The sequence below is a fragment of the Bradyrhizobium canariense genome (assembly GCF_900105125.1).
Lineage (GTDB): Bacteria > Pseudomonadota > Alphaproteobacteria > Rhizobiales > Xanthobacteraceae > Bradyrhizobium > Bradyrhizobium canariense_A.
The window spans coordinates 6,249,648-6,273,170 of record NZ_LT629750.1 but is presented as its reverse complement, the minus strand read 5'-3'; the positions used below and the strand labels follow the sequence as shown (position 1 = coordinate 6,273,170).

Sequence of the window (23,523 nt, the reverse complement as noted above, 5' to 3'; positions counted from 1 at the left end):
TCATGCGCTGTCTGGTCGTGGCGGACCTGCATTATTCGCTACCGCAGTTTGACTGGTTGCTCAGCGCGGCGCCGGAATTCGATCTCGTCATCTTCGCCGGAGACGCGCTCGACATCGGATCGATGGTGGACTTCCGCGCCCAGATCGTCGTGGTGAAGAAATATCTGGCGCTGTTGTCCGGCCTCACGCGTGTCATTCTCTGTTCGGGCAATCATGACCTCGACGAGCGCAATTCCGAGGGTGAAAAAATCGCCCGCTGGGTTGGTGAAGTCCGCGAATTCGGCATTGCCTGCGACGGCGATAGCCTTGTCATCGGCGACACCCTGTTCACGGTCTGCCCGTGGTGGGACGGGCCGCTCGTCAAGCAGCGCATCGACGACCAGCTTGCCAAGGATGCCGTTCAACGGCTGAAGCGATGGATTTGGGTCCATCACGCGCCGCCGGCGGATTCGCCGACGAGCTGGGGCGGCAAACGTTTTTTCGGCGACATCGAACTGGTGCAGTGGATCCAGCGCTACCAGCCTTCGATGGTGATCTCAGGCCATGTGCACCAGTCGCCGTTCATTGCGGACGGATCGTGGTTCGATCGGCTCGACGCCACCTGGGTGTTCAACGCCGGCCTGCAGCCCGGCCGACCACCGGTATGCATCGTGCTCGACATCGAGGATGGCACGGCATTCTGGCTCGCGGCCGGCGACGAGCAGTGGATCAACCTGCGCGTCCCGCTGCAGCGGCCGGCTGCGCCGCTGACCGATCCGCCACCATGGCTCACATCCTTGGGTCGGATTGCCGATCCGATCCTGGTGAGACCTCCTTCGGCGGCAGGTTGATCATGCTCTGCAGGATATCGCCGACCATCGCGAGGTGATTGCCGTGACCGGCATATTGCTGCTTGAGATCGGCGAGATAGGTGTTCGCGACATTGAGCCGCTGGGCGAGCAGCCGCGCGATCAGCAATGCCACTGCCGGCTGCTCGTCGAGAAATGAAGCCGCGTCATCGAACTCATAGATGATTGAATCGGAAGCCGCGCGCACGCTCGCGGTATGCGGCTGATCGAGCAGAACCGACATCTCACCCAACACCGCGCCGGGCTCGGTGATGACGGCAACGACGGTATCGCCCTTGGTGACCTCCAGCCGCCCGTCGACCAACACATAGAGGCGGCCGGTCGTGCCGCCTTCCTGAATGACGAACGCGCCTGCGGGCACCTTTCGCTGAACTCCGCCGCTGCAATAGTCCAGAATCGCGTGCATCCCATGACATCCCAATCCACCCGCCGAGACTAGGCGGGAGGGTCGCTACCGTCGAACGGATAATGTGGCCGGCATGCTCAAATTGTCAGCAACCGCTGACGCCATATGACCGGCTCATCCTGATACGCCGCTTATCATGCTTCACCTCATTCGGCGGGCTCCGGAACGCGCTGAGGCTGCTTGGTCAGCTTTTCAGCAAGTGGCGGCCGGCTATCGAAGCGGTCATCGCGCGCCAACCGAAAGCCTTTGACCAGGCCAAAGATCGCGGGGATCACGATCAACGTCAGCAGCGTCGACGAGATCATCCCGCCGATCATCGGCACCGCGATGCGCTGCATGACCTCGGAACCTGCGCCGGTGCTCCACATGATCGGCAGCAGGCCCGCCATGATGGCGACGACCGTCATCATCTTCGGCCGCACCCGCTCCACCGCGCCTTCCATAATGGCGTCGTAGAGGTCGCTACGCGTAAGGGCCCGGCCCTCGATGTGGCGTTGCGCTTTAATCTCGGCCAACGCCTGATTTAGGTAGATCAGCATCACCACGCCAGTTTCCGCGGCGACGCCGGCGAGCGCGATGAAACCGACCGCGACCGCGACCGACAGATTGAAGCCGAGCCACCACATCAGCCAGAGGCCGCCGACCAGTGCGAACGGCAGCGACAGCATGACGATCATCGTCTCGGTGATCGAGCGGAAATTCAGATACAGCAGCAGAAAGATAATCAGCAGCGTCACCGGCACGACGATTTTCAGGCGCGCCGTTGCACGCTCAAGATATTCATACTGGCCGCTCCACATGACGTAGTAGCCGGGCGGAAACTGGATGCTCGCTTGCACGGCGCGCTGCGCGTCAGCAACGTAGCCGCCGAGATCGCGATCGCGGATGTCGACATAGATGTAGGTGGCCAATTGTCCATCTTCGGTCCGGATCGAGGTCGGTCCTCGCGCCGGCGTGACCTTCGCCACCTCGCCGAGCGGGACAGCACCGCCGGCGGGCATCGGCACCAACACGTCGTTGGCGATGGCCTGCGGGTTGTCCCTGAGATCGCGCGGGTAGCGCATGTTGACGCTGAAGCGCTGCCGGCCTTCGACCGTCGTGGTCACCGTCTGGCCGCCGAGCGCGGTCGCGATCACGTCCTGGACGTCCTGGATCATGATGCCGTAGCGCGCTAAGGCTTCCCGGTCCGGCGTCACGTCGAGGTAGTAGCCGCCAATCCCGCGCTCGGCGTAAGCCGACGACGTTCCTGGCACGGCCTTCAGCACCTGTTCGATTTGTTTGGCGAGCCTGTCCATCTCCACCAGGTCGGTGCCGATGACCTTCACCCCGATCGGCGTCCGGATACCGGTCGACAACATGTCGATGCGCGCCTTGATCGGCATGGTCCAGGCATTCGACACGCCAGGAAATTGCAACGCCTTGTCCATTTGCGCGATCAGGCCGTCGACCGTCAGCCCCGGACGCCATTGCTCCTTCGGCTTGAGGTTAATGACGGTTTCGAACATTTCGGATGGCGCCGGATCGGTTGCGGTCTCGGCCCGGCCGGCCTTGCCGTACACCGATGTCACTTCGGGGAACGACTTGATGATCTTGTCTTGCGTCTGCAGCAACTCGCCGGCCTTGGTGACGGAGATGCCCGGCAGCGTGGTCGGCATGTAGAGCAGCGTGCCTTCGTTGAGGTTGGGCATGAACTCGGTGCCAAGTTGGCGAGCCGGCCAGACGGTGACCGCGAGCACGGCGATCGCGAGCGCGATCACCAGCGTCTTGGCCCGCATGACGCCCTTGATGACGGGGCGGTAGATCCAGATCAGGAAGCGGTTGATCGGATTCCTGTGCTCCGGAACGATCCGGCCGCGGACGAAAATTATCATCAGCGCCGGCACCAGCGTGACCGACAAAAGTGCCGCAGCCGCCATGGAGAAAGTCTTTGTAAACGCGAGTGGGCTAAACAGCCGCCCTTCCTGCGACTCCAGCGTGAAGATCGGCATGAACGATACGGTGATGATCAGCAGGCTGAAGAACAGCGCCGGCCCGACCTCGGAGGCGGCGGCGATCAGGATGTCGACACGCGATTGTCCCGGCTGTGCACGTTCGAGATGCTTGTGGGCGTTCTCGATCATGACGATCGCGGCATCGATCATGGCGCCGATCGCGATTGCGATGCCGCCCAGGCTCATGATGTTGGAGCCGAGCCCGAGCAGCTTCATCGCGCCGAATGCCATCAGTATGCCGACTGGCAGCATCAGGATTGCCACCAGGGCGCTACGAAAATGCAGCAGGAACACGATGCAGACCAGTGCGACCACCACGCTCTCCTCGAACAGCGTGTGCTTGAGCGTGTCGATAGCGGCGTAGATCAGGTTCGAGCGGTCGTAGACCGGTACGATCTCCACTGATTTCGGCAGGCTGCTGGCGATCTCCTTGAGGCGCTTCTTGACGTTGTCGATGACATCGAGCGCGTTAACGCCGAAGCGCTGCAGCACGATGCCACTTGCGACCTCGCCCTCGCCGTTGAGCTCCGTAATGCCGCGTCGCTCGTCGGGACCGAGCTCAACCCGGGCGACGTCGCGCAACAGCACTGGCGTGCCGTTATTCGTCTTCAGCACGATGTTGCCGAGGTCGTTGATGCTCTTCAGATAGCCTTTCCCGCGGATGACATATTCGAACTCCGAAAGTTCGACCGTGCGGCCGCCGACATCGGCATTGCTGGCGCGGATCGCGTCGCGCATCTTCTGCATGGTGATGCCGAGGTCGCGCATGCGCTGCGGATCGAGGACGACGTTGTATTGCTTGACGAAGCCGCCGACGCTGGCCACTTCGGCGACGCCTTCGGCCTTGGCGAGCGCAAACTTCAGATTCCAATCCTGGATGGTACGCGTGTCGGCGAGGTTCAACTCCTTCGACATCACGGCGTACTGGTAGACCCATCCGACGCCGGTCGCATCCGGACCGATCGTGGGCGTCACGCCGGCGGGCAGTCGCGAAGTCGCGCCGTTGAGAAATTCGAGCACACGCGAACGGGCCCAGTAGATGTCGGTACCGTCCTCGAAGATGACGTAGACAAACGACACGCCGAAGAACGAAAATCCCCGCACCACCTTTGACCGCGGCACGGTCAGCATGGCCGTCGTCAGCGGATAGGTGACCTGGTCCTCGATCACCTGCGGCGCCTGGCCGGGGTATTCCGTATAGACGATGACCTGGGTGTCCGACAGATCCGGAATGGCGTCGAGCGGCAGATGGACCAGCGCGTAGATGCCGGCCGAGGCGGCGAAACCGGCGCCGAACAGTACGAGCAGCAGGTTGTGGGCTGACCAGGCGATGAGGCGGGCGATCATTGCTGGCCTCCCGCTTCCGAAAATCCCTTGAGAGCCGCCTTCAGATTGCTTTCGGCGTCGATCAGGAAGTTGGCTGAAACGACGACAGGCTCGCCCTCCACGATACCCTCCCGGACCTCGACATAGCCGTCGCCGCGATGACCCAGCTTCACGTCACGCGGTTCGAACCGACCCTCTCCTTTATCGATGAAGACGGCTTGCTTGCGTCCGGTATCCAGAACGGCGCTCTCCGGAATGGCAAGAACCGGTTCGGAACTTCCCGTGTTGATCTCGGCGTCGACATACATGTCCGGCAGCAAAGCGAGATCGGCGTTCGGGAGTTCGATCCGAACGCGGGCGGTCCGGGTTTCCCGGTTCACCTGCGGATAGATCACGCTGATCTTGCCCTGGAATTCGCGCCCCGGGAAACTGCGCGCCTTCACCGTGACCGGCTGGCCGACGGCGATAGCGCCGAGATCGCGTTCCGCGACATCGACCATCGCCCACACGACCGATGTATCCGCGACCCGGAACAGCACGTCGCCGGGCTGCGCGCGCATTCCCTCGACGGCGTTGCGCTCCAACACGATGCCGTCGCGGGGCGCGGACCATTCGATCGCGATCGGAACGGTGTGGCTCTTTTCCATCGACACGATGACGGGCTCCGGAACGTCGAGGTTCATGATCCGCTGGCGGGATCCGCGCCCGTAGAGACCGACTTCCCCAACGGTTCCTTTTGAACTGAGCGCCGCAATGTATTCGGCAGCGGCCGAAGATACCGCCGGGCTGTAGATTTCCATCAGCGGCTGGCCCTTCGTGACCCGCGTGCCCGTAGTGACGTCGGCGACCTTCTGCACCCAGCTTTCGGCGCGCATCGAAATCACCGAGACGCGGCGCTCATCCAGTTGAATGGTGCCTGGCGCGCGGATCGCAGTCCGGATCACCCGCCGTGCTGCAGGCTCGGATTTGACGCCGGTACGTTGGATCTTGGCGACAGAAAGCTTGACCGACCCATCGTCTGAATCGTCGCCCTCGAAGACCGGGATGTAGTCCATCCCCATGGAGTCCTTCTTCGGCGTCGGCGACGTGTCCGGCAGACCCATGGGGTTGCGGTAGTATTTGATCTTGCGCTCGGCGGCAGTGGCGGATGGCGCTGCCGACATCGTCGCCTCCGGAGTTGCCTCGTCGAAGCTGACATCGGCGTCCGCGGGAACGCCGCGATAGTCGCGGCCGTCCGGGGTTTTCCCAGGAGTCAGCGAGTACCAAGGCTTGCCGTCAGGATCTTGGTAATAGATCGGCGTGCGGCTGCCTTCCGCCACAGCGGAAGTGACCATGCTGGGGAGGCCTACCGCAGTCCACTGCGCACGCCCGACGATGAACCCGCCTCCCGCCGCCGCGATCAAGGCGGCGGCAGTGGCGCTTGTGAGTACGGCGCGGTTCATTTCTGCGCCGTGATGACGAGCTTGTTCTCCACGGTGCCGGTCTCACCCTGAACCTTTGCGCCCAGGGAAAGCTGCCATCGCCCGGCCATGCCGAAGGTGGCCTTGAACTTGTAGGTCCCGGGCTCCCCGCCCGGCATCGGTGCGATCTTCGTCGCCATCTCCTGCATGCCGTCCGGAGTCATATCCAGGCGAGTCGCGAAGATGACAGCGTCCGATACCGGTTTGCCGGTCTTGGTATTCATTAGCCGTACCGTGATGACCTTGTCGGGGCCGGCCTGGATTGTCTGATCGACGAGCTTGAACTCGTAGTCCTTGATGTCGGCGCGCGCGACCGTGGCCGGACCGGCCATGGCAATGCCGATCAACGCGGCCCTAAGGGCACGCGCATAACGAGACGTCTTCATTTTGGAATCCTCTGATGTCTGTGGCCGCCGCAAGGCGGCATGCGTCTATCCGCGCGGTTTTGAGACCACGCGGCAGCAACCGGCGCTGGAGCGCCGATCAGACCAGAGTTCGAGGAGGATATTCAGGAGGTGAATGGCCCAGGCCGTCGAGCCAGAAATCGTTTCGCGGGCGAGCAAGACCGGCAGAGACCGCGAAAAGCGGCTGGAAAACAGCCGCTGTCAGCCCGGTGAAACATTTGGCCGCGCAGGCCGCCATAAACACGCACTTGTCGCAGCCGATCGGCGCCGGAGCCTTCGACGGGCAGCAGGGCATGTCGTTTGCCATCTCGTCCGGCATGGCCGACGCCGACATATCGTCCGCCATCGCCGGATCCGAGGTCATGCCGGCCATGACAGGCCGGGAAAACGGAGCCAACGCCAGCCCCGCAATCATGAAGATCGCGAGCAGCCGGCGTATGGTGATCTGGCGGTTCACATCAACAAAATCGCACAGGAGGGCTCGGATTGATAGTCCGCCGAGGCTAACGACGCCGTGATCGGACCGCGCGCCGGTTTCCTTTTCAGGTCGGCGCATACGATGCCGGCAGAAAATCGCCGATCGCATCCAGAAAGACTTCCGGCGATTGCAGTTGCGGAACGTGCGCACAGCCGGGAATGACCAGAAGGCGCGCGTTCGGCAGGCCCGCCGCCAGCTCATGCGACATCGGCGGCGGCGTCGCCTCGTCATACTCGCCGACCAGCACCAGAACCGGCGCCTTCACCTGGGCAAGCTCGGGCCGGAGATCGAGACCGGCCAGCGCATCGCAGGCCGCGCGAAACACTTCCGGATCGGTCTTCAAAAACGCCTCGCGGCGATCGCGCATCAGGTCGGGATGCTGCGCCTGGAACTCCGGCGAAAACAGCCGGCGCATCGCGACGTCGGTAATCGCGGCCAGCCCCTTGGCCTTCGACGCTGCCGCCATGTTGCGGAACGCTTCGCGGCCCGGTTCTGAAAACGCCGCGCCGCAATCAGCAAGGATAAGTTTGGTGGCGATGTCGGGATGACGAATCGCCATCTGCAGCGCCACGAACCCGCCATAGCCGTTGCCGAGCACGATCGCCTGTTTGCCGCCGGCGGCATCCTTGACGAACCCAGCCATCCGGTCGGCGACATCTGCGAAATCGCCGGGGACCGCGCGCGATTGGCCGAAGCCCGGCAATTCCGGAACGCACACCCGAAACGACTGCGCCAAGCGGGGCACGATGGCGTGAAAGCTCGCCCGATCCGACAGCAGCGAGTGAAACAGGAACAGCGGCGGCCCGTCGCCGAACTGTGCCGCATTGACCGTGCCGCCTGCGAAAAGTTGATCCATCCCGTTCCTCTTTCACGTCAGCTTCAACGCCCGCCGAGGGGCGCTCGCCAGCGCCCTTGATAGATTAAAACTCGCGTAATTCAAGCCTTTGCTACTTGACGTGATATTTCACGACTGCGAGATTAGTCGTCGAAGCCAAAGGAATTCCGATGCTTTTACGGGATAATGTCTATGAGAGCCTGCGCTCTGATATTCTGACATGCCGCCTGGCGCCTGGTGATGATATGCGGGAGCAGGATCTCGCCGAGCGCTATGCCGTGAGCCGCCAGCCCGTGCGCGAGGCCTTGCTGCGGCTGGAGCGCGAACATCTCGTCACGGTGCAGCCGCGCCAGGGCTACCGGGTCAATCCGATCTCGCTTGCGGACGCGCGCGACCTGCTGCGATTCCGCCTGGTGCTGGAGCCCGCCTGCGTCGCCGAGGCGATCGAGAACGCCAATGACGATGTCCTCAAGGCGCTGGATGAATTCCGGCTGTTCGCGGGCGATCATGAGGACTTCATCGCCTACAACCGCGGCTTTCACTCCGCGCTGGCGCATGCCTCCGGTAACCGCCGCATGGCGGCGTCGCTGTGCGATCTGATCGGACAGGCCGATCGCCTGGTGCGCGTCAGCGTTGCCAATGTGAAAGGCCATGATCCGGCGCAGCTTGTCGCCGAGCATGTCGCCCTGATCGAAGCGATGCAGCGCCGCGATGCCAGAACCGCAGCCCGCATCATCAAGGCGCATGTCGCCCAAACCGAGAAGCGCGTGCTGCCCGCGCTGAAGCGTAACGCCGTGATCGTCGAAGGAAGAGACCCATGAATATTTCCGCAAAACCCGCCACAACCGATGTCGAGATCCATGGCAATTTCGTCGATGGCCGCGAGATCGAGGCGGGAAACGGCGAGATGCTGGATGTCCGCAATCCCGCAACCGGCGACGTGATCGCGCGGATCCCGAATTCGACCGCAGAGGATATCGACCGCGCGATGAAAAGCGCGCGCGCCGCGTTCGAAGGCAAGGCATGGGGCGGCATGGATATTCGTGCGCGGGCGCGGCTGGTCAATCGCCTCGCCGACGCCTTCGAGGCCAATCTCGAACCGCTGTACCGGCTGGAGACGCTCAACAACGGCCGCCCGGTCAACGAGACGCGCGCGCAACTGTCGCGGCTGCCGGATTTCTTCCGTTACTTCGCAGGCCTAGCATTGGCGCGCCGCGACGCGGTGATTCCCGTCGAAGGCTCGTATTTGAACTATACGCTGCGCGCGCCGATCGGCGTGGTCGCCAACTGCACGCCGTTCAATCATCCGCTGATGATCCTGTGCAAGTCGCTCGCCGCTGTTCTCGCCAGCGGCTGCGTCACCGTGGTCAAACCGTCGGAATATACCCCGCTGACCACGCTGAAGCTGGCGCAAATCTTCACCGAGGCGGGCCTGCCGCCCGGCGTGTTCAATATCGTGCTCGGCCTCGGCCAGAGCGCCGGCAAGATGCTGGCCGAACACCCCGACATCAACAAGCTGGTGTTGACCGGCGGCACCGAAGCCGGCCGCATCGCAGGCGCTGCGGCAGCCAAAGTGTTCGCGCACCAGACCATGGAGCTTGGCGGCAAGACGCCGGTGATGGTGTTCGACGACTACGACATCGACCGCGCCGTCAACTATGCCGCGTTTGGCGCCTTCATCGGCGCCGGACAAACCTGCGTCTGCGCCTCCCGCCACATCGTGCAGGCCTCGATCTACGACGAGTTTGTCGAGAAGCTGAAGGCCAAAACCCAGACCATCCGGATCGGCGATCCTTTCGATCCCGCGACGCAGCTCGGACCGGTAATCTCGGCCAGGCAGCGCGACCGCGTGCTGACCTATTCCCGGTTCGGCCATGAGGACGGCGCGCGGCTGGTGACCGGCGGCGTTGCGGCGAAAGTGCCCGGCCATGAAGGCGGATTCTTTGTCGAGCCGACGGTGTTCGCGGACGTGAAATCCAATATGCGCATCTTCCAGGAGGAGGTGTTCGGGCCTTTTACTTCGGTAACGCCGTTCAAGGACGAGGCGGACGCGTTGCGGCTCGCCAATGATTCACCGTTCGGGCTCGCCGCCGCGATCCGCACCCGCGACGTGTCGCGCGCGCATCGCGTGGCGTCCGCCGTCAAGGCCGGCATTGTCTGGATCAACGATCACCACCGCCTCGATCCGGCCTCGCCCTGGGGCGGCGTAGATGACTCAGGCATCGGACGCGAATTCGGCACCGAGAGTTTCGACGACCATTTCAACACCAAGAGCGTGATGGTCGCGACCCATGATCAGCCATTCGACTGGTATCGCGAGACGGCGACGCAACCACGATTGAATTGAGACGATCGAACTGAAGTCGATGCCAACCGGCTGATCACGGTCCGCAAGAAGACTGGCAGCCGTGACAAAACAAAACGACAAAGGGGAAACGCACATGGTCACATCAGTCAACGCCGGAAGCCGTCTCGATCGGCTGCCGATCGGCCCATTCCACCGCCGCATCATGCTTTTGATCGGCATCGGAATGTTCTTCGACGGTTTCGACATCTACCTCGCCGGCACCGTGCTCGGCGTGACGTTGAAAACCGGCTTCTCCACGCTTCAGCAGAACGCCGTCTTCATTTCCGCGACCTTCGTCGGAATGATGCTGGGCTCGTTCGCGACAGGCTTTCTCGGCGACCGCTACGGACGACGGTTTACCTATCAGTTCAACCTGCTGATCTTCGGCCTCGCATCGCTGGCGGCGGCCTTAGCACCCAGCATGACGGTGCTGATCGCATGCCGCTTCTTCATGGGATTCGGATTAGGCGCCGAAAACGTCGTCGGCTATGCGACCATGACCGAATTCGTGCCGGCGCGCTCGCGCGGCAAATGGCTCGGCTTCACCACGGTGTGTGTCGTGACCGGCCTGCCGGTCGCGCTGCTGGTGGCCTCGCTGGTGGTGCCGAATTTCGGCTGGCGCGCGATGTTCGTGCTGGGCGGCATCGGCGCGCTGATCGTCTGGTATCTGCGCAAGGCATTGCCGGAATCGCCGCGCTGGCTGGAGGCTGTGGGCCGCACCGAAGAAGCCGAAGCGCTGATGCAGTCGATCGAGCGTGAAGCTGCCCAAGGGCAACCGCTGCCGGCGCCGGCCGCGATCTCGACGGTTGCGGTTTCCAGTGATCTTTCGACGCTGTTCACACAGCCTTTGCTGTCGCGCATGATCGTCGGCTCGATCTGCCTGATCACCATCAACACGCTGCTGTATGGCTTCATAACCTGGCTGCCAGTGTTCTTCATCAAGCAGGGGCTGAGCATCGCGACCTCGTTCGGATATTCGCTGCTGATGGCGCTGGGTGCGCCGATCGGCTCGGCCATCGGCGCACTGACTGCGGATCATTGGGGCCGCAAGCCGACCATCATCGGCGCCTCGCTGATCTCGATCGTGCTCGGCATCATCTACCCGATGATCTCGGATCCGGTGATGCTGCCGATCGTCGGCTTCGCCTTGACGGTACCGATCTACGTGCTGGTCGCGTTGCTGTTCGGCGTCTACATTCCCGAACTGTTCCCGACCGAGGTGCGGTTGCGCGCCTCCGGCATCGTCAACACGCTGGGCCGCGGCGCCACCATCGTCACGCCGTTCATGGTGGTGACGCTGTTCGAAGCCCGCGGCGTCGCCGGCGTGATGTCGCTGATGATCGGGCTTCTGGTCGTGCAAATCGTCGCGGTCTGGGCGTTCGGCATCGAACCGCGGCATCGCAGCCTGGAAGAGCTCAAGGGCGACGACGCCGCACCAGCGCTGGTGAAACAGGTGTCGTGAGTATCAAGTCGTCATGCCCGGCCTCGTGCCGGGCATCCACGTCTTAACAGCATAGCCGCGAGAAAGACGTGGATGCCCGGGACAAGCCCGGCTAGGCCATGACAGAGAACGGCCTATGAGCTGGTGGGCACGGCGCGAAGAGCGCCTTTGCCCACCCTACGACGTTTCGGGGGGCGCGGGCCGGATCGTGGGGGTCACGATCGCCCCATCGCAATAACGCTCACGCGTTCTTCAGCGCGACCCGGAATTCGGCTTCGGTTTTCGACTTCACCTCGTCGAGCGTAACGCCGTCGGCAAGTTCGATCAGCGCCATGCCGTCCTTGCCGTGCTTGTCGATGGTGAAGACCGCAAGATCGGTCACCACCAAATCGACCACCTTTTCGCCTGTCAGCGGCAGGTTGCACTTCTTCAGCAGTTTCGCGCCGTCCTTGGCGGAATGCTCCATCACCACCACCACGCGCTTGACGCCGGCGACCAGGTCCATGGCGCCGCCCATGCCCTTGACCATCTTGCCGGGGATCATCCAGTTGGCGAGATCGCCATTCTGCGCCACTTGCATCGCTCCGAGGATCGACAGGTCAATGTGCCCGCCGCGCACCATGCCGAATGAATCGGAGCTGGAGAAATAGCTGGTGGTCGGCAATTCGCTGACGGTCTGCTTGCCGGCATTGATCAGATCGGCGTCTTCCTCACCCTCGTAGGGAAAAGGCCCCATCCCCAGCATGCCGTTCTCGCTCTGAAGATTAACGTCGATGCCGTCGGGGATGTAATTCGAAACCAGCGTCGGAATGCCGATGCCGAGATTGACGTAATAACCGTCGCGCAATTCCTTGGCGGCGCGGGCGGCCATCTGTTCACGGGTCCATGCCATCAGACTTCTTCTCCCGTTGCGGCCGCAGGCGCGCGGCTCGGGCGCGGGCGGGTGTTGCGGAATTCGATGCGTTTCTTGCCGGTGCCGACTTCGACGATGCGTTTGACGAAAATGCCGGGCGTATGGATGTGATCCGGGTCGATCTCGCCGGCCGGCACCAGATGCTCGACTTCCGCGACGGTGACCTTCGCCGCGGTCGCCATCATCGGATTGAAGTTCCGCGCGGTCTTGCGATAGACCAGATTGCCGGCGGTATCGCCCTTCCAGGCGTGAACGATGGCGAGGTCGGCGAACAGCCCCCGCTCCATCAGATATTTCTCGCCGTCGAATTCCTTCACTTCCTTGCCTTCGGCGATCAGGGTGCCGACGCCGGTCTTGGTATAGAAGGCCGGAATGCCCGCGCCGCCGGCGCGGATCCGCTCGGCCAGCGTGCCCTGCGGATTGAATTCAAGTTCCAGTTCGCCGGCGAGGAATTGCTGGGCGAACAGCTTGTTCTCGCCGACATAGGACGAGATCATCTTCTTGATTTGCCGCGTCTCGAGCAACCGGCTGAGCCCGATGCCGTCGACCCCGGCATTGTTGGAGACCACGGTCAGGTTCTTGACGCCGGAATCGCGGATCGCGTCCGACAGGGTGTCGGCGATGCCGCACAGGCCGAAACCGCCCGACATGATCATCATGCCGTCCTTCAAAATGCCGTCGAGTGCCGATTTGGCGTCAGGATAGACTTTGTTCATGAAATACAGCCCGATGGAGGAAGAAGGGATTATTAGGCGGAATCTTCGCAACGCGTCAATGATGGGGAGTTAGCCCCAAAGGAGGTGTTCGGAACACCGCTATGGCCTTGAAAGCGTCAAGAAAACCCCGCAAGTTGTGCCGGTCGGTTAGGGCGTGGCGCCCTGCCCTTCTTTTCAACAACGACCCGACGACGACCCCGATCAGGATATGTCATTGACGATGGCCCAAGGAATGAAGCGCCTGGGGATGCCGATTGCGGCGTTTCTCGGCTTGGCGCTGATCGGCCTGATCGCAATGTCCTGGTTCCTCAACCGGGACGCCCTGCGCCAGGCCGTGGAGGCCCAAATCCGGGCCGTGACCGGCCTTGATCTGGTGGTCAAGGGCAATATCGAGGTTTCGGTTTTTCCCGCCAGCTATGTGTCGTTTCATGACGTAGGCCTGAAGGGCGGCGGCACCGCCGACCCCGCGCTCGCCGTCGACGTCCTGACCGCGAATTTGCGATTGCTGCCGCTGCTGCTGCAGCGGTTCGAGATCGCCGACGTCATGATGTTGCGCCCGCATATCCATGTCGTCCGCAATCCCGATGGCGAAAGCAACTGGACGCCGTTCATCGAGACCATTGCGCGCGCCATGAAGCCGGGCGCCGACAACCAGGTGTCGTTTTCGGAAATCCGGATCCAGGACGGCGTGCTCGGCTACGAGGATGCCGCCAATCACGTCAACGAAGGCCTCGACGATATCGACCTTTCGCTGGCATGGCCGTCGATCTCGCGCTCTTTTGCCGCAACCGGCCAGTTCGACTGGCGCGGCGAACGGGTCGACGGCAGCATCAGCGTCAGCGACTTCGTTGCCGCGCTGTCCGGCGACCGCTCGGGCCTCAAGGCGCGGCTGACCAGCGCGCCGCTGAAACTGGCTTTCGACGGCACCGTCGCCGATCGCAGCAGCATGATGATGGAAGGCACGCTGACGATCGACAGCACGTCGTTGCGCAATGCCCTGCGCTGGGCCGGCGGGGCGCCGCCGGGCAGCGGCGGGTTCGGCCGCTTCGCGCTGAAGGCGCGCGCCAATGTCGTGGGTGCGTCGGTCGCGTTGACCAATGTTAATGTCGAACTCGACGGCAACGTCGCCGAGGGCGTCATGACCTACACCAACAATGGCCGCCAGACGCTGCAGGCGACGCTTGCGGCCGGCGCGCTCGACTTCACGCCCTATATCTCGACGGTGCGCCTGCTCGCCAGCGGCGCGCGCGACTGGAACAGGCAGCTGTTCGATCTGAATTCGCTGTCTTCAACCGATCTCGACATGCGGCTGTCCGCGGCCAGGGTGACGATCGGCTCCTCGAAACTCGGACGCACCGCGCTGGGCGCAAACCTGCGCGGCGGCGCGCTGGCACTGAGCGTGGCCGAGGCGCAGGTCTATGGCGGGATCGCCAAGGGCTCGTTCGGGATCGCGCGTTCCGACGCGATTGCCGACGTCAAGGCGGAATTCCAACTGACGGACGTCGATTTGCAGGCCTGCGCCAGCGAATTGTTTGGGATCAACAAGCTGTCCGGCCGCGGCAATCTCAATGTTTCGCTGGTGGCGTCCGGCTCGAGCCCGTTCGGGCTGGCGCAGTCGCTGGATGGCACCGCCAATCTGACCGGTCATGACGGCGCGATCAACGGCTTCAATGTCGAGCAACTGTTGAGGCGGCTGGAGCGCCGGCCGCTGTCCGGCGCCGGCAATTTCCGCAACGGCTCGACGCCCTACGACAATCTGAACATTGCGGTGAAGTTCAGCGAAGGTGTTGCGACCGCGGAGGATATTCGCGTCGAAAGCCCCGCGACGCGGCTCACCTTGACCGGAACCGTCTCGGTGCCGGCGCGCGAATACGACATGAAAGGCATTGCCAGCCTGGTCTCGGCCCCCAACACCCCGCCGGAATTCGATCTGCCATTCGTGGTGCAGGGCCCGTGGGAAGACCCGCTGATCTTCCCGGACCCGGTAAGCCTGATCAAGCGCTCGCCCGCCTCCGCGCCACTGCTGGATGCAGTCAAGGATCCCAAGACCCGCGATGCCGTGCGTTCCGTGCTCGAGCATTTTACCGGCGGCGGACAGAAGCCGGATGCACCTGCCGCGCCGGCGGCTGCCGAGGCGGCGAAGCCGAACTAAGATTTCTGCTGCGCACGCGCCTGCGAGGGTAGCTTTCCGGCCCTCGCTGCCGGGATTCCCAAAAGCAAGATGTCAAAGGGTCGTCTAGATCAGACCACGGCAATGCGTTAGTCTTTTCTCCAACTGGTTAAAAAACCAGATCAATGAGGGAGAGAACAACGTGGGATCCAAGGGAATTCGCGCGCTTTCGATCGCGCTCGCCGCTGCCGGGCTTTTGTACGCCGCAGCGCCGGCGATGGCTCAGGACAAGATCACGGTCTGGTGGGGCAAGGGCTTCTACAAGTCCGAAGACGACGCGCTGCTGGACGCGATCAAGAAGTTCGAGGCCAAGACCGGCATCAAGGTCGAGCTGTCGCAATACGCCATTCAGGACATGATTCCGAAAACGGTGGCCGCGCTGGATTCCGGCACCGTGCCGGATGTCGCCTATTCCGATACTTATGACGTGCAGGCGGCCGGCAAATGGGCGTTCGAGGGCAAGCTGGAAGATCTCTCCGACATCCTGACGCCGATGAAATCTGCGTTTGCACCGAACACGCTCGAGACCGCCTATCTCTATAACGACCAGACCAAGAAGAAGGCCTATTACGGCTTCCCGCTGAAGCAGCAGAGCATGCATGTCCAGATCTGGAAGGACATGCTGGAACAGGCTGGCTTCAAGGAGAGCGACATCCCGACCAAATGGGCGGACTATTGGTCGTTCTGGTGCGACAAGGTGCAGCCGGGCATCCGCAAGGCCACCGGCTCGCGCATCTATGGCATCGGCCAGCCGATGGGCGTGGAATCGACCGACTCGTTCCAGTCGTTCTACACCTTCATGGACGCCTATAACGTCAAGCTCGTGGATGACGACGGCAAACTGCTGGTCGACGATCCCAAGGTGCGCGAGGGCCTGATCGGCGCGCTGAAGGATTACACCGATCCCTACATCAAGGGCTGCACCCCGCCCTCCTCCACCACCTGGAAGGATCCCGACAACAACGTCGCCTTCCACAACCGAACCACGGTGATGACGCACAACTTCACCATCTCGATCGCGGCGAAATGGTTCGAGGATTCCACCAATCCGGCGCTGACGCCGGAACAGCGCGCCGCCGGCAAGAAGGCGTATGAGGAAACCATCATCACCGCGTCCTTCCCCAACAAGCCGGATGGATCGCCGATCAAATACCGCTCCGACGTCAAGACCGGCGTGATCTTCTCAGCTGCGCCGCACAAGGCCCAAGCGAAGGAGTTCGTCAAATTCCTGCTGCAGGAAGAAAACCTGCAGCCTTATGTCGAGGGTGCGCTCGGCCGCTGGTTCCCGGTGACGATCGCCGGACAGAAGAGCGCGTTCTGGCAGGCCGACCATCATCGCAAGGCGGTCTACACCCAGTTCATGGGCGGCACCACGCCGTTCGATTTCACCAAGAACTACAAGTTCACCATCCTCAACAACGAGAACGTCTGGGCCAAGGCGATGAACCGCGTGGTCAGCGAGAAGGTGCCGGTCGACAAGGCCGTCGACGAACTGATCGCCCGCATCAAGCAGGTCGCGGGGTGACGTAAAGACCCTGCCGGCCGCGGTCGCGGCCGGCCTCTCTTTCAAGGGGCCTGCATGGCAACGATGACGGTCATGACACAAGACGACGCGGCCTCTCGCGGGCCGCTGTCGGCGCGTCTGACGACCCCGCAGATCTGGGGCGTCGTGCTGCTGACGCCCTACATGCTCGTGTTCCTCGCCTTCGTGGTCTATCCGGTCTGCTACGGGCTTTGGCTGGCGCGCCATCCGTCGAGCTATGTCGCGCTCTACAACGATCCGATCTTCGCGCGCGCGGCCGTCAACACGCTGATCTTCCTGGTGATCGGCATCAATTGCAAAATGCTGGTGGCGCTGTTCCTGTCGGGCTTCTTCGTGCAGTCGCGCGCGTGGATCCGGTGGCTGTCGGTGCTGTTCATCCTGCCATGGGCGGTGCCGTCGATTCCAACCATCCTGTCGGTGCGCTTCATGCTCAATCCCGAATGGGGCATGGTCAATCAGCTCATCTTCAAGTTCACCGGCGAGGATGGTCCGAACTGGCTCAACGATCCGACGATCGCGCTTACCATGGCGATCCTGGTCCATATCTGGAAATCGCTGCCGTTCTGGACCCTGATCCTGATGACCGGGCGGCTTGCCATTGCGCAGGATCTGTTTGAGGCCGCCGATGTCGACGGCGCGAGCTGGTGGCAGAAATTCCGCTTCATCACCTGGCCGTCGCTGCGGACGCTGTATCTCACCTGCACGCTGCTCTCGATGATCTGGACGCTCGGCGACTTCAACAGCGTCTATCTTCTGACCGGCGGCGGCCCCGCCGACCTCACCCATGTGCTGTCCACGCTCGGCATCCGCTATCTCCGGCTCGACCAGTTGGATATGTCGATGGCCGCCATCGTGTGCGCGCTACCGCTGGTGCTGCCGCTGGTCTATTTCATGATGAAACGGTTGTCGCGATGAAGCTTCCCGCCATCAAGTTTCCCTCCTGGCGCGATGCCGGCACCGAGGCGCGACTGCTGCTGATCGGCATCCCCGTGTTCATCTGGACCATGCTGCCGATCTACCACATGTTCCTGTTCGCGATCTCGCCGAAGGAAGATGCCTTCTCCGGTAAATTCTGGCCCGATCATCCGACGCTGCATAATTTCGAGATCGTGTTTCGTCAGCAGCATTATTTCCTGAGAGATTTCTGGATTCAGTTCTGGAATTCGATCGTCATCGCGGTGGCCGTCGGCGCGCTGACGCTGTTCATCGCGACTGCGGCCGCGTTCGCGATCTCGCGGCTGCGCGTCCCCGGCGGACGGGCCGTGATGAATCTTGCGCTCTTTACCTACTTCATCCCCGCCGCGTTCCTTGCCGTCCCGATGTACCGGACCATGGGCAATTACGGCTTGCTCAACAATCAATGGTCGCTGATCCTGGCGATGGTGACGATCTCCTCGCCTTACGCAATCTGGGTGCTCAAGCAGGCGTCCGACAAATTGCCGCTCGAACTCGACGAAGCCGCGATCATGGACGGCGCGACCACCCTGCAATTGTTCCGGCTGGTCTATCTGCCGCTGATGATGCCGTCGCTGGTCGCGATCGGCACCTATGCGCTGCTGCTCGCCTGGAACGAATATCTCTACGCATTCCTGCTGCTGTCCAGGGACACCGACATCACGCTCCCCGTTGCGCTCGGCAACTTCCTCGCCGCCGACGATTCCCCCTGGGAATTGCTGATGACCACCGGGTTCATCTACGCGTTGCCGCCGGCCGCGATCTACTACGTCTTCCGCCGCTACATGGTCGGAGGGCTGACAGCGGGAGCGGTGAAATCATAAAGCTTCATCCGCTCACAATGGCGCCGCGCTCTCGCCCCGCGCACTCGACAGTTTCGAGGCCAACGACGCCACCACGATAACCACCGCGATCAGCCCGACCACCAGCGTGCAGATCGCGTTGATCTCGGGTTTCACGCCGAGCCGCACTTCCGAATAGATCCGGATCGGCAGCGTTTCCGAGCCGGGACCGGTGGTGAAGCTCGCGATCACCAGATCGTCCAGCGACAGCGTGAACGCCAGCATCCAGCTCGCCGCGATCGCGGGGACGATCAGCGGCAGCGTCACCGCGATAAAGGCGCGCGCCGGGTCGCAGCCGAGATCCATCGCCGCCTCTTCCAGGCTGCGATCGAGCACGCCGAGGCGTGACTGCACCACCACGGCGACAAAGCACATGGTCAGCGTGGTGTGCGCGATCGTCACGGTCCAGAAGCCGCGCTCGGCATTGACAGCCACGAACAGCAGCAGCAGCGAAAGCCCACTGATGACTTCGGGCATCACCAGCGGCGCATAGAGCATGCCGGAAAACAGCGTACGGCCCTTGAAGCGTTCGCCGCGCGACAGCGCCACGGCGGCGAGCGAGCCCAGCAGCGTCGCCAGCGTGGCCGAGGTCGCCCCGACGCGAAAACTCATCCAGGCGGCATCCAGCATGGCGCGGTCGTTGAAGAACTCCGTGTACCAGCGCAGCGACCAGCCGCCCCACACCGTGACCAGCCGCGAGGCGTTGAAGGAATAGATCACCAGGATCACGATCGGGAGATACAGAAACGCAAAGCCAAGCGCGAGCGAGGTGACGTTGAACCGCGTGATCCTGTTCACCGTGCGCGCCATCAGCGTGCTCTGCCGTTCGTTTCCCTCCCCCCTTGCGGGGGAGGGCCAGGGAGGGGGGTAAGCCACAAGCGAGATTTTTCCTTGGGGCCACCCCCTCCCCGCAAGGCGGAGGGGATCCAGAGAGCGTGCTCGCGAATATTCATCGCCATCACCCCGCGCCTTCGAGCTGGCGGCGCTGCAACCGGTCGTACAACAGCAATGGCGCGAGCAGCAGCACCAGCAACAGCACCGCGGCGGCGGAAGCCACCGGCCAGTCCTTGTTGGTGAAGAATTCCAGCCACAGGGTCTGGCCGATCATCAGAGAGTCTGAGCCCGCCAACAGATCCGGAATGACGAATTCTCCGACAATCGGAATGAAGCAGAGCAAGATACCCGCGGCGACACCCGGCAGCGACAGTGGGAACGTCACCAGCCAGAACACCTGACGCGGCGAAGAACCGAGATCGGCGGCCGCCTCCTCCAGCGCGGGCTCCATCTTGGCGAGCGTCGCATAGAGCGGCAGGATCATGAACGGCAGATAGGAATAGACGATGCCGAGATACATCGCGCCGTCGGTGGACAACCACACGACCGGCGTTGAGACCAGATGCAGGGCGAGCAGGATTTTGTTCAGCAGGCCGTCATGCTGCAGGATGTTGATCCAGGCATAGATGCGGATCAGGAATGAAGTCCAGAACGGCACGATCACCAGCATCATCGCCACGCTTTGCCAGCGCCGCGGCAACCGCGCCATGCCATAGGCGATGGGATAGCCGATCACCAGAAGGATCGAGGTCGAGACCGCTGATACCACCAGGCTGCGCAGATAGGACAGAACATAAAGATCGTCCGAGACCAGCAGCCTGAAATTGTCAAGCGACAGCGCGGCAAACGCCGCCTTGATCGCTGCAAGACCCTGGGTCAGATCGAACACCGGCAGATAGGGCGGCTGCGCGATCGCGGTTTGCGACAGGCTGATCTTGAACACGAAGCCGAACGGCACCAGGAAGAACAAAATCATCCACAGATAGGGCGCGATCGCGGCAAAGCGCGCCGGACCTGCGAAGATGCGGCGAACGCTCATCGCTCCAGCACCACGCAATCGTCCGGCGTGAACCACGCGACCACGCGGTGGGTTACGCTGTAGGCATCGGTGTCGAGCCGCGCCGTATTGGCCATCGAGCAGCGCAGGACCGCCCCGCTATCGAGCTTCACCCTGTAGACGGTGAGGCCGCCGAGATAGCTCACCTCCGTCACGACGCCTTCCAGCCGGTTGATGGCATGCGCATGGGCCGCATCCGCGGCTGGACCACGGCGCGACAGTTTTACTTTCTCGGGACGGACGGCGACGCAGACCTGGGTTTTCGTCAGGGGATCGGCTGGCTGCGTGGCAAAGATCGTCCCCGCCTCTGGTGTCGCAACCGCGAGGCGGCCGGTTTCGTCGGGTTGAGACTCGCCCTCGAATATATTGACGTCGCCGACGAACTCCGCGACCCAGCGTGAACTCGGCGCCTCGTAAAGCCCGCGTGGCGTCGCGACCTGCTCCAGATGGCCATTTTCCATGACGCCGATCCGGTCGGCCATCGTCATCGCCTCTTCCTGGTCGTGGGTGACAATGATGAAAGTCATGCCGAGACGCCGCTGCAGCTCGATCAATTCGGCCTGCGTGCTTTCGCGCAGCTTCTTGTCGAGCGCGGCCAAGGGCTCGTCGAGCAGCAGCACCCGCGGGCGGCGCGCCAGCGAGCGCGCCAGCGCCACGCGCTGCCGCTGGCCGCCGGAAAGCTGGTCGGGCTTTCGTTTCTCCAGCCCCTCGAGCTTGACCAGCGCGACCATCTCCGCCACGCGCGTGGCGATCTCGGAACGCCGCATCCGCGCGCGCCGTAGGCCGAACGCGATATTGTCCCGCACATTGAGATGGGGAAACAGCGCGTAGTTCTGGAACATCATGTTGAGCGGGCGCTGGTGTGGCAGCACCTGCGCAATGTCCTCGCCGTCGAGCAGGATGCGGCCTTGGTCCGGCGTCTCAAAGCCTGCTAGCATCCGCAACAGCGTGGTCTTGCCGCAACCGCTCGGGCCGAGCAGCGCAAAGAATTCGCCGGCCCTGATGTCGAGCGACAACCGGTCGACCGCCCGCAATGTGCCGAAATTTTTCACCACGCTGTCGATACGCAGCAGCGGCATCTCGCCGGCCGCGATCGGCCGCTCATGCTTTTCCGGCTCCGCGGCGGCCTGCGGCTCGCCTAACGATAATTCCTCAGCCATTGATCCTCAGCCGGCCCATACGCCAGCCCACGCTAATGACTGGCGGACGCAGGCTCAACCGATTCGGGCTGCAGCAGCTATCATATTATCGTCGACAGCTCAGCCAGGTGCCGCCATGAACGCCGCCAAGGCCTCGCGATCCTCTGGCCCCATCGCCAAACCGAGCTTTGAGCGCCGCCACAAAATGTCATCCGGAAAACGCGCCCATTCCCGCGTCATCAGATAGCGCACTTCCGCGCCCGTCAGCTCCGGCCCGAAGGCCGGGCCCAGGTCGGCGCGGGCTTTGGCACCGCCCAGCAACGCCTCAAGGCGCGAGCCATAGGCGGCGACCAACCGCTGGGCGTGCGCCTCGCTGAGGAAGCGCCAGCGCTCGCGCGCCGTATCTACCTCCGCATCGAACCGGGCCCAGCCGAATTCGCCTCCGGGCAGCGGCGCTGTCGCGGTCCAGCGCGGCGACATCGGATAGAACGGCGTGAGCTTGCCGACCGCCCGCTCGGCCCGCCGGCGCGACGTCGTGACATCGCCGCCGAACAGCGTCAGCAACGGCGCCTTGCCGCGCCTGGCATCGAACGCCATGGTGCCGTCCCGCGCGGGATTAACGACGGCGTTGGCGCCGGAGATTGTCCTGATGACATCGGACGAATCGATCCGCTCGCGAAAATACCGGTTGACCGCATCGCAGAGATAGGCGACGTCGCCCGCGGCCATCGACACAATGGCGGGATCACCCTTGAACGTTTGTCCTATCGTGCCGATCAGCGTGAAATCGCGCTCGTAGGGACTGGCGAAGATCAGCCGCCGGTCGTTGTTCTGGAACACATAGACGGTCTCGGTATCGAACAGCCGCCGGACGATGATCTGGCTGATCCTGCTGGCGCTGAGGCTGGGCGGCGGCACGCGCAGCACCGTCTCCATAACCGAGGCGGTCCAGGCGCCACTGGCGTTGGCCAGTGCCCTCGCCGTGATCACCTGGCGATGGCCGCGATCGATCGTGACCAGCCGCCAGATATCAGACCGTTCGGCGCGAACGCAGCGCGCGCCGGTGCGAATCTCGGCGCCGCGCTCGGCCGCATCGATGGCAATGGCGATCACCAGGCGCGAATCGTCCACCACGCAGTCGGAATATTCGAAAGCCGTGCCAAACGGCCGCTTCAGCGGGTTGCCGACCGGATGATGCGTGACGTCAATCGTCTGCGAGACCGGCAAACCATCGCGAGGCGCCAGCCGGTCGTACAGCAGGAGCCATAATCGCAGCAGCCAGGACGGACGCTCGTCGGAATGGGCCGGGATCGCGAAACGCGCCGGACGCACAAGATGCGGCGCGATGCGCAGCCAGATATCGCGCTCGGCCAGCGCCTCGCGCACACGGAAAAAGCCCCTGCGCTCCAGCACCGACAGGTCGCCGTGGATCAATCGCGATGTCGCGGACGATGCGGCGGCGCCAAGATCGCCCTGCTCGAGAAGAATGACCCTCAAGCCGCGTCCGGCGGCATCACGCGCAACGCTGACGCCGTTCAAGCCGCCGCCGATGATCGCAAGATCGTAGTCCGCCATACGCAAGCTCTAGCGCACGATCCGGAAAAGTGGCTGCCGGTTTTCCGAGAAGATCATGCTTCATCAAGAATTTAGAGCGCGACGACGCATCGCGCTCTGGATCCGAATCCGAAGCCCGCCACACCTTGTGGCGCCCACCTTTGCGAATTTCGGAAAGGACACTGGAGCTTCATGGACTGCCAGTGTGGCTTAAATTCAGAAGCTCTCACCGGCTCTGCGCAAAAATTGCGGAGAGTTTCTGAAT

The 23,523-nt window shown here is 62.9% G+C and carries 20 protein-coding genes; 8 read left to right on the top strand and 12 right to left on the bottom strand.

Annotated elements, in window-relative coordinates:
* Positions 1 to 2 precede the first annotated feature (2 nt).
* Entirely contained in the window at positions 3 to 830 is an 828-nt protein-coding gene (locus tag BLV09_RS29690; RefSeq protein ID WP_146689921.1) for a metallophosphoesterase family protein, read from the top strand.
* Here BLV09_RS29690 and BLV09_RS29685 read toward each other — a convergent pair.
* The 6 genes from BLV09_RS29685 to BLV09_RS29660 form a co-directional block, all read right to left on the bottom strand.
* On the bottom strand, positions 769 to 1,254 hold the full coding sequence (locus tag BLV09_RS29685; protein ID WP_146689920.1) for a Crp/Fnr family transcriptional regulator: 486 nt from the start codon (positions 1,252 to 1,254) through the stop codon (positions 769 to 771). The two genes, BLV09_RS29690 and BLV09_RS29685, sit on opposite strands and share 62 nt — an antisense overlap.
* Before the next feature lie 146 nt (positions 1,255 to 1,400).
* Positions 1,401 to 4,592, bottom strand: coding sequence for an efflux RND transporter permease subunit (locus BLV09_RS29680; protein WP_146689919.1), 3,192 nt, complete (start codon positions 4,590 to 4,592; stop codon positions 1,401 to 1,403).
* Positions 4,589 to 6,013 (bottom strand): efflux RND transporter periplasmic adaptor subunit, encoded by a 1,425-nt coding sequence (locus tag BLV09_RS29675; RefSeq protein ID WP_146689918.1) that lies wholly within the window; start codon positions 6,011 to 6,013, stop codon positions 4,589 to 4,591. The genes BLV09_RS29680 and BLV09_RS29675 overlap by 4 nt, the downstream gene beginning before the upstream one ends.
* Positions 6,010 to 6,417 carry a FixH family protein gene (locus BLV09_RS29670; RefSeq protein ID WP_146689917.1) on the bottom strand — a complete coding sequence of 136 codons (408 nt, stop codon included), beginning with the start codon at positions 6,415 to 6,417 and terminating at the stop codon, positions 6,010 to 6,012. Before BLV09_RS29670 ends, BLV09_RS29675 begins: the two co-directional genes overlap by 4 nt.
* Before the next feature lie 97 nt (positions 6,418 to 6,514).
* A complete protein-coding gene (locus BLV09_RS29665; RefSeq protein WP_167558914.1) occupies positions 6,515 to 7,021 on the bottom strand; it encodes a hypothetical protein in 507 nt (168 codons plus the stop codon).
* Entirely contained in the window at positions 6,978 to 7,769 is a 792-nt protein-coding gene (locus BLV09_RS29660; protein WP_146689915.1) for an alpha/beta fold hydrolase, read from the bottom strand. The genes BLV09_RS29665 and BLV09_RS29660 overlap by 44 nt, the downstream gene beginning before the upstream one ends.
* A 149-nt stretch (positions 7,770 to 7,918) precedes the next feature.
* Here BLV09_RS29660 and BLV09_RS29655 point away from each other — a divergent pair, with 149 nt between their 5' ends.
* From BLV09_RS29655 to BLV09_RS29645, 3 genes are all read left to right on the top strand, one after another.
* A complete protein-coding gene (locus BLV09_RS29655; RefSeq protein ID WP_146689914.1) occupies positions 7,919 to 8,569 on the top strand; it encodes a GntR family transcriptional regulator in 651 nt (216 codons plus the stop codon).
* A complete protein-coding gene (locus BLV09_RS29650) occupies positions 8,566 to 10,095 on the top strand; it encodes an aldehyde dehydrogenase (RefSeq protein WP_146689913.1) in 1,530 nt (509 codons plus the stop codon). Before BLV09_RS29655 ends, BLV09_RS29650 begins: the two co-directional genes overlap by 4 nt.
* A gap of 94 nt (positions 10,096 to 10,189) precedes the next feature.
* Positions 10,190 to 11,557, top strand: coding sequence for an MFS transporter (locus BLV09_RS29645; protein WP_146689912.1), 1,368 nt, complete (start codon positions 10,190 to 10,192; stop codon positions 11,555 to 11,557).
* A gap of 220 nt (positions 11,558 to 11,777) precedes the next feature.
* Here BLV09_RS29645 and BLV09_RS29640 read toward each other — a convergent pair whose 3' ends face one another.
* The gene (locus BLV09_RS29640; RefSeq protein ID WP_100385705.1) at positions 11,778 to 12,428 is read right to left on the bottom strand and encodes a 3-oxoacid CoA-transferase subunit B; all 651 of its coding nucleotides are present in this window, start codon (positions 12,426 to 12,428) and stop codon (positions 11,778 to 11,780) included.
* Entirely contained in the window at positions 12,428 to 13,165 is a 738-nt protein-coding gene (locus BLV09_RS29635; RefSeq protein ID WP_146689911.1) for a CoA transferase subunit A, read from the bottom strand. The genes BLV09_RS29640 and BLV09_RS29635 overlap by 1 nt, the downstream gene beginning before the upstream one ends.
* A 220-nt stretch (positions 13,166 to 13,385) precedes the next feature.
* Here BLV09_RS29635 and BLV09_RS29630 point away from each other — a divergent pair, with 220 nt between their 5' ends.
* The 4 genes from BLV09_RS29630 to BLV09_RS29615 all read left to right on the top strand — a co-directional run bounded on the left by BLV09_RS29630 (position 13,386) and on the right by BLV09_RS29615 (position 18,656).
* Positions 13,386 to 15,317, top strand: coding sequence for an AsmA family protein (locus BLV09_RS29630; protein ID WP_146691359.1), 1,932 nt, complete (start codon positions 13,386 to 13,388; stop codon positions 15,315 to 15,317).
* Between the two features lie 160 nt (positions 15,318 to 15,477).
* A complete protein-coding gene (locus BLV09_RS29625; RefSeq protein WP_100385703.1) occupies positions 15,478 to 16,860 on the top strand; it encodes an ABC transporter substrate-binding protein in 1,383 nt (460 codons plus the stop codon).
* 72 nt (positions 16,861 to 16,932) lie between these two features.
* On the top strand, positions 16,933 to 17,793 hold the full coding sequence (locus tag BLV09_RS29620) for a carbohydrate ABC transporter permease (RefSeq protein ID WP_433994364.1): 861 nt from the start codon (positions 16,933 to 16,935) through the stop codon (positions 17,791 to 17,793).
* 11 nt (positions 17,794 to 17,804) lie between these two features.
* Complete coding sequence (locus BLV09_RS29615; RefSeq protein WP_146691357.1) at positions 17,805 to 18,656, top strand: carbohydrate ABC transporter permease; 852 nt, start codon at positions 17,805 to 17,807, stop codon at positions 18,654 to 18,656.
* Between the two features lie 12 nt (positions 18,657 to 18,668).
* Here BLV09_RS29615 and BLV09_RS29610 read toward each other — a convergent pair whose 3' ends face one another.
* From BLV09_RS29610 to BLV09_RS29595, 4 genes are all read right to left on the bottom strand, one after another.
* Complete coding sequence (locus BLV09_RS29610; RefSeq protein ID WP_146689910.1) at positions 18,669 to 19,484, bottom strand: ABC transporter permease; 816 nt, start codon at positions 19,482 to 19,484, stop codon at positions 18,669 to 18,671.
* Positions 19,485 to 19,632: 148 nt separating this feature from the next.
* Complete coding sequence (locus BLV09_RS29605) at positions 19,633 to 20,547, bottom strand: ABC transporter permease (protein ID WP_100385700.1); 915 nt, start codon at positions 20,545 to 20,547, stop codon at positions 19,633 to 19,635.
* A complete protein-coding gene (locus tag BLV09_RS29600) occupies positions 20,544 to 21,725 on the bottom strand; it encodes an ABC transporter ATP-binding protein (RefSeq protein WP_100385699.1) in 1,182 nt (393 codons plus the stop codon). The genes BLV09_RS29605 and BLV09_RS29600 overlap by 4 nt, the downstream gene beginning before the upstream one ends.
* A gap of 99 nt (positions 21,726 to 21,824) precedes the next feature.
* Positions 21,825 to 23,279 carry a glycerol-3-phosphate dehydrogenase gene (locus tag BLV09_RS29595; protein ID WP_100385698.1) on the bottom strand — a complete coding sequence of 485 codons (1,455 nt, stop codon included), beginning with the start codon at positions 23,277 to 23,279 and terminating at the stop codon, positions 21,825 to 21,827.
* Between the last annotated feature and the right edge of the window lie 244 nt (positions 23,280 to 23,523).

Coding starts and splice junctions, on each gene's coding strand:
- BLV09_RS29690 (WP_146689921.1), top strand. CDS start 3: ATGCGCTGTCTGGTCGTGGCGGACCTGCATTATTCGCTACCGCAGTTT.
- BLV09_RS29685 (WP_146689920.1), bottom strand. CDS start 1,254: ATGCACGCGATTCTGGACTATTGCAGCGGCGGAGTTCAGCGAAAGGTG.
- BLV09_RS29680 (WP_146689919.1), bottom strand. CDS start 4,592: ATGATCGCCCGCCTCATCGCCTGGTCAGCCCACAACCTGCTGCTCGTA.
- BLV09_RS29675 (WP_146689918.1), bottom strand. CDS start 6,013: ATGAACCGCGCCGTACTCACAAGCGCCACTGCCGCCGCCTTGATCGCG.
- BLV09_RS29670 (WP_146689917.1), bottom strand. CDS start 6,417: ATGAAGACGTCTCGTTATGCGCGTGCCCTTAGGGCCGCGTTGATCGGC.
- BLV09_RS29665 (WP_167558914.1), bottom strand. CDS start 7,021: ATGCGATCGGCGATTTTCTGCCGGCATCGTATGCGCCGACCTGAAAAG.
- BLV09_RS29660 (WP_146689915.1), bottom strand. CDS start 7,769: ATGGATCAACTTTTCGCAGGCGGCACGGTCAATGCGGCACAGTTCGGC.
- BLV09_RS29655 (WP_146689914.1), top strand. CDS start 7,919: ATGCTTTTACGGGATAATGTCTATGAGAGCCTGCGCTCTGATATTCTG.
- BLV09_RS29650 (WP_146689913.1), top strand. CDS start 8,566: ATGAATATTTCCGCAAAACCCGCCACAACCGATGTCGAGATCCATGGC.
- BLV09_RS29645 (WP_146689912.1), top strand. CDS start 10,190: ATGGTCACATCAGTCAACGCCGGAAGCCGTCTCGATCGGCTGCCGATC.
- BLV09_RS29640 (WP_100385705.1), bottom strand. CDS start 12,428: ATGGCATGGACCCGTGAACAGATGGCCGCCCGCGCCGCCAAGGAATTG.
- BLV09_RS29635 (WP_146689911.1), bottom strand. CDS start 13,165: ATGAACAAAGTCTATCCTGACGCCAAATCGGCACTCGACGGCATTTTG.
- BLV09_RS29630 (WP_146691359.1), top strand. CDS start 13,386: ATGGCCCAAGGAATGAAGCGCCTGGGGATGCCGATTGCGGCGTTTCTC.
- BLV09_RS29620 (WP_433994364.1), top strand. CDS start 16,933: ATGACACAAGACGACGCGGCCTCTCGCGGGCCGCTGTCGGCGCGTCTG.
- BLV09_RS29610 (WP_146689910.1), bottom strand. CDS start 19,484: ATGGCGCGCACGGTGAACAGGATCACGCGGTTCAACGTCACCTCGCTC.
- BLV09_RS29605 (WP_100385700.1), bottom strand. CDS start 20,547: ATGAGCGTTCGCCGCATCTTCGCAGGTCCGGCGCGCTTTGCCGCGATC.
- BLV09_RS29600 (WP_100385699.1), bottom strand. CDS start 21,725: ATGGCTGAGGAATTATCGTTAGGCGAGCCGCAGGCCGCCGCGGAGCCG.
- BLV09_RS29595 (WP_100385698.1), bottom strand. CDS start 23,279: ATGGCGGACTACGATCTTGCGATCATCGGCGGCGGCTTGAACGGCGTC.